Genomic DNA, 3,717 nt, shown 5'->3' with positions numbered 1-3,717 from the left:
CGCGCGGGCGGCGGGCCGCTCCGGCCCGTCCAGTGCGACGTCCACGGGGCCGCCGGTGAGCACGAGCTCGCCCCGCACGCCCTGCAGGCGCCCCGTGAGGGCGAGCAGCAGGGCCGAGCGGCCCGAGCCCTGGGTTCCGAGCACGGCCAGGTGGGTCTGCGGGGGCAGCACGAGGTCGAGGGAGCCGAACACCGGCCCGCGACTGCCGCGCAGGGTCAGACCGCGCGCCACGAGGGTGGCGGGCGGGAGGTCGTCGAGGTGCGCCGGGTCGGGGGCGGGCCCGGGGCCATGGTGATCGGCGTCGGTGGGAGTGGAAGACATGGGCCCTCTTTGCCGAGTCGAGGCGGATTCAATACCATCGGTATTCAATACCATCGGCATCGAGAGGGCAACATGGCGACCCGACCCCGCCGCGAGGATGTCCGCGCGGCCATCCTCGACCACGCGGCTCGGGTGTTCGGACGGGAGGGTTACGCGCGCTCCTCCCTCGCCCGCATCGCGGCGGAGGCCGGCTACACGAAGGGCGCCGTCTATTCCGGTTTCGCGGGGAAGCCGGACCTCTTCGCCGCCGCCTGCACCGTCCAGTTCGAGCGGGCGACCACCCGAGCCATGGACGGCGTCGCCGACGCCCTGGACGACCCCGACCTGCCGCGCGAGGACCTGGTGGCCCGCGTGGCGGAGGCCCTGGCCGACGTCGTGCTCGAGACCACGGGCTCCTGGCCCCTGCTCCTCCACGAGTTCCAGGCCGTGGGCCTGCGCGAGCCCGCCGTGGGGAGAGCCTACCGGACGCTGACCGTCCGGCGGCGGGACTTCCTGGCCGGCCTGCTGCGCGAGCACCGCGTGCTGGCCGACGTCCCGGACGAGCAGGTCACACACACCGCGGCCATGCTCCTGATGCTCGTGCACACGCTGTCGGTCGAGCGGCACCTGGCCCCGGAGGACCTGACGGTGGACGACGTGCGGGACACGCTGGCCGCGGCCGTGCGCTCCCTCCTGCCCTGACGCCTGCGCGCCGGCCCCGCCTCAGCCCAGGGTGCCGGCCACACCGCGCACCAGCGCCAGCGTGCCCCCGACGCCGGCCAGGCAGATCGCGAGGACGCGCGCCTTCGCGGGGTCCACCCGGCGGGCCACCACCGAACCGGGCAGGACACCCAGCGGGCCGCCCACCACCACGGCGACCCACACCGGCCACGGCACGTGCAGCCCCGCGGGCACGGCCGCGCCGAACAGCGACTTGGTGACCAGCGAGGTGAGATTGGCCAGCAGGAACACGGGCTGGAGGGTGGCCGCCCACGAGCGCTGGTCCCACCGGCTCGCCACCGCGTAGACCGCGAGCGCCGGCCCGGCGATGCCCGCGGTGGTGTTCATGAACCCGGCCACGGCGCCGGAGGCGAACACGGCCCCGTTCCCCTGGGCGGTGAAGCGCTGCTGCAGGCCCAGGACGGCGGCCACGGCCACCAGCACGGAGGACCCCAGGAGGATCTCGAGGGCGTGGGCGTCCAGGACCCGCACGGCCCACGCCCCCGCGAACGAGCCGGCCACGAGCAGGGGTGCGAGGCGGACGAAGCGCGGCCAGTCCACGTGCCTGTGGAGCACCGCGAACAGCAGCACCGCGGACACCGAGGCGGCCACGTTGGACAGCGTCACCCCCGCCACCGGGCCCAGGAGCAGGGACAGCGTGGGTGCGGCGATCATGCCGACGCCCATGCCGCTCACCCGCTGGAGCGTGCCGCCCACGGTGATCGCGGCCAGCGCGACGACGGCCGGCAGCCACACCAGGGAGGGGTCCATGCGGGCAGTATGCCGGAGCCGGGGTGTCCGTCGGCCCTGGCTTCCGCCCGTGACGGGTGCGCATGCTGGCCGCAGGGCCCAGCACAGCTCCACCCCGTTCCCGCTCGTGATCGTGGGCAGCGGCCCCGCCGGCGTCAGCGCCGCCCGCGCCTACGTCGACGCCGGGGGACCCGGCCCCGTCCTCATGCTCACCTCGGACGTGGACCACCCCTACGAGCGCCCGCCGCTGTCCAAGGAGGTGCTGCGCGGCATGGCGGCCCCCGAGGGCACGCCGATCGCCGGGGAGGAGCTGCCGGACGGCGTCGAGCTGCGCCGCGGCACCACCGTCACCGGCGCGGACCTCGCCGCGCGGACGCTGCGGGTCGGCGAGGAGCCGGTCCGCTTCGAGCGCCTGATCCTCGCCCTCGGCGCGCACCCGAAGCCCCTGCCCGTCGCGGACGACGACGCCGAGGTGCACCTGCTGCGCTCCTTCGCCGACGCCCGCCGCCTGGTGACGTCGGCCGGGCACGCGCGCTCCGCCGTCGTGATCGGCTCGGGGTTCATCGGCTGCGAGGCGGCGGCCTCGCTGGCGCTGCGCGGGGTGGAGACCACGCTGGTCACCCCGGACGAGGTGCCGCAGCAGAAGCGGCTCGGCCGCGAGGCGGGCGATCGGATCGCGCAGTGGCTGATCGGCGCCGGCGTCGAGCTGCGCACCGGCGTGCGGGTGGGGCAGGTGCGCGCCCCGCGCACCGTCCACCTCGACGACGGCGCCACGCTCGCCCCGGACCTGATCCTCGCCGCGGTGGGGGTCGAGCCGGGGGGCGGGTGGCTCGAGGACTCCGAGCTGACCATGCACGAGGGGCGGATCGTGGCGGACGAGCACCTGGCGGCGGCGCCGGGCGTGTGGGTGGCCGGGGACGTGGCCCGCGCCCACCACGCCGTGGCCGGCCGGCCGATCCCCGTGGAGCACTGGGGCGACGCCCTCGGCATGGGCGAGGTCGCCGGGCACAACGCGGCCCGCACCGAGGTCGGCGTGCCGGGCGGCGCCGGCCAGGCCTCCGTGCTGGCCCACGCGGCGACGGCGGACCCGGAGTCCCTGCGGCGGTGGGAGGCCGTGCCCGGGTTCTGGAGCACCATCGGCGAGCACACGCTCAAGCACGCCGCGTGGGGCGACGGCCACGAGCAGGCCCGCATGGTGGAGCGCACCGGCGGGTTCACTCTCTGGTACACGGACGCGCAGGACCGCGTGGTGGGCGTGCTGACCTACAACGCGGACGAGGACTACGAGCGCGGGCGGGAGCTGGTGGCGGGCCGGGATGCCGTGGGCGAAGGCCGGGGCCGTCCCGACCCTGCATGACAGACTGAGGGGATGACCACCCCGACCCCCGGCGCCGGCTCCCCGGGCAGCGGTGTGGCCGGGGGCGTGCTGGCCGCAGTGGGGGCGCTGGCCCTGATCGCGACCGTCCTGGCGCTGGTCCTCGCGTTCGGTCCGGCCGGCCGGGACGACGCCGGCGCGGGCGCCGAGCGGCGGCGCTGGAACGGCGGCTTCACCCCCGCCCCGCCCACGGTGAACACGCAGGGGTACGCCGAGCCCGTGCAGGGCCGCGTGACCTCCCGCTTCGGGCCCCGCCCCAACCCGTTCGGCGAGGGCGTGGTGCCCTCGGGGGTGTCCGAGGAGGCCCTGACCCGCCACGACGGCGTGGACCTCGGCGGGGTGCCGGAGGGCACGCCCTTCCACTCGGTGTCCGACGGCCGAGTCCTATTCGTGGAGGCCGGCGGGGACGCGGGCGGCAACCTGCTCGCCGTGGACGCCGGGGACGGCCACGTGTGGCGCTACCTGCACGCCGCCCCGGACTCCACCGTGGTGGACGCGGGCCAGCGCGTCTCCGCCGGGGACCACCTGGCCGGCGTCGGGCAGACCGGCGCCGCCACCGGCGTGCACCTGCA

General features: G+C 76.5%; 4 protein-coding genes and 1 pseudogene. 3 read left to right on the top strand and 2 right to left on the bottom strand.

All coding sequences use genetic code 11. The annotated features are described in order from the left end of the window. A pseudogene (locus tag HMPREF3105_RS11685) lies at positions 1-321 on the bottom strand (hypothetical protein); the annotation flags it as partial. Positions 322-393: 72 nt separating this feature from the next. Here HMPREF3105_RS11685 and HMPREF3105_RS11680 point away from each other — a divergent pair. Next, entirely contained in the window at positions 394-1,002 is a 609-nt protein-coding gene (locus tag HMPREF3105_RS11680; RefSeq protein WP_020624715.1) for a TetR/AcrR family transcriptional regulator, read from the top strand. 21 nt (positions 1,003-1,023) lie between these two features. On the opposite strand, the gene HMPREF3105_RS11675 is transcribed toward HMPREF3105_RS11680, so the two are convergent. Continuing rightward, the gene (locus HMPREF3105_RS11675) at positions 1,024-1,791 is read right to left on the bottom strand and encodes a sulfite exporter TauE/SafE family protein (protein WP_041104117.1); all 768 of its coding nucleotides are present in this window, start codon (positions 1,789-1,791) and stop codon (positions 1,024-1,026) included. A gap of 49 nt (positions 1,792-1,840) precedes the next feature. Here HMPREF3105_RS11675 and HMPREF3105_RS11670 point away from each other — a divergent pair, with 49 nt between their 5' ends. Beyond that, the gene (locus HMPREF3105_RS11670) at positions 1,841-3,127 is read left to right on the top strand and encodes an NAD(P)/FAD-dependent oxidoreductase (protein ID WP_070709761.1); all 1,287 of its coding nucleotides are present in this window, start codon (positions 1,841-1,843) and stop codon (positions 3,125-3,127) included. Between the two features lie 12 nt (positions 3,128-3,139). Beyond that, the coding region (locus HMPREF3105_RS11665) for a M23 family metallopeptidase (protein WP_070709758.1) at positions 3,140-3,717 on the top strand (578 nt) is incomplete at its 3' end.

This window comes from Micrococcus sp. HMSC31B01, assembly GCF_001816085.1.
In the GTDB taxonomy this organism is placed as follows: Bacteria; Actinomycetota; Actinomycetes; order Actinomycetales; family Micrococcaceae; genus Micrococcus; species Micrococcus luteus.
Note: the sequence above shows the minus strand (reverse complement) of the source record. Positions and strands in the feature narration are given on the sequence as shown.

Bases quoted from the DNA above. Each gene is read 5' to 3' on its own strand.
- HMPREF3105_RS11680 (WP_020624715.1), top strand. From the start codon at position 394: ATGGCGACCCGACCCCGCCGCGAGGATGTCCGCGCGGCCATCCTCGAC.
- HMPREF3105_RS11675 (WP_041104117.1), bottom strand. From the start codon at position 1,791: ATGGACCCCTCCCTGGTGTGGCTGCCGGCCGTCGTCGCGCTGGCCGCG.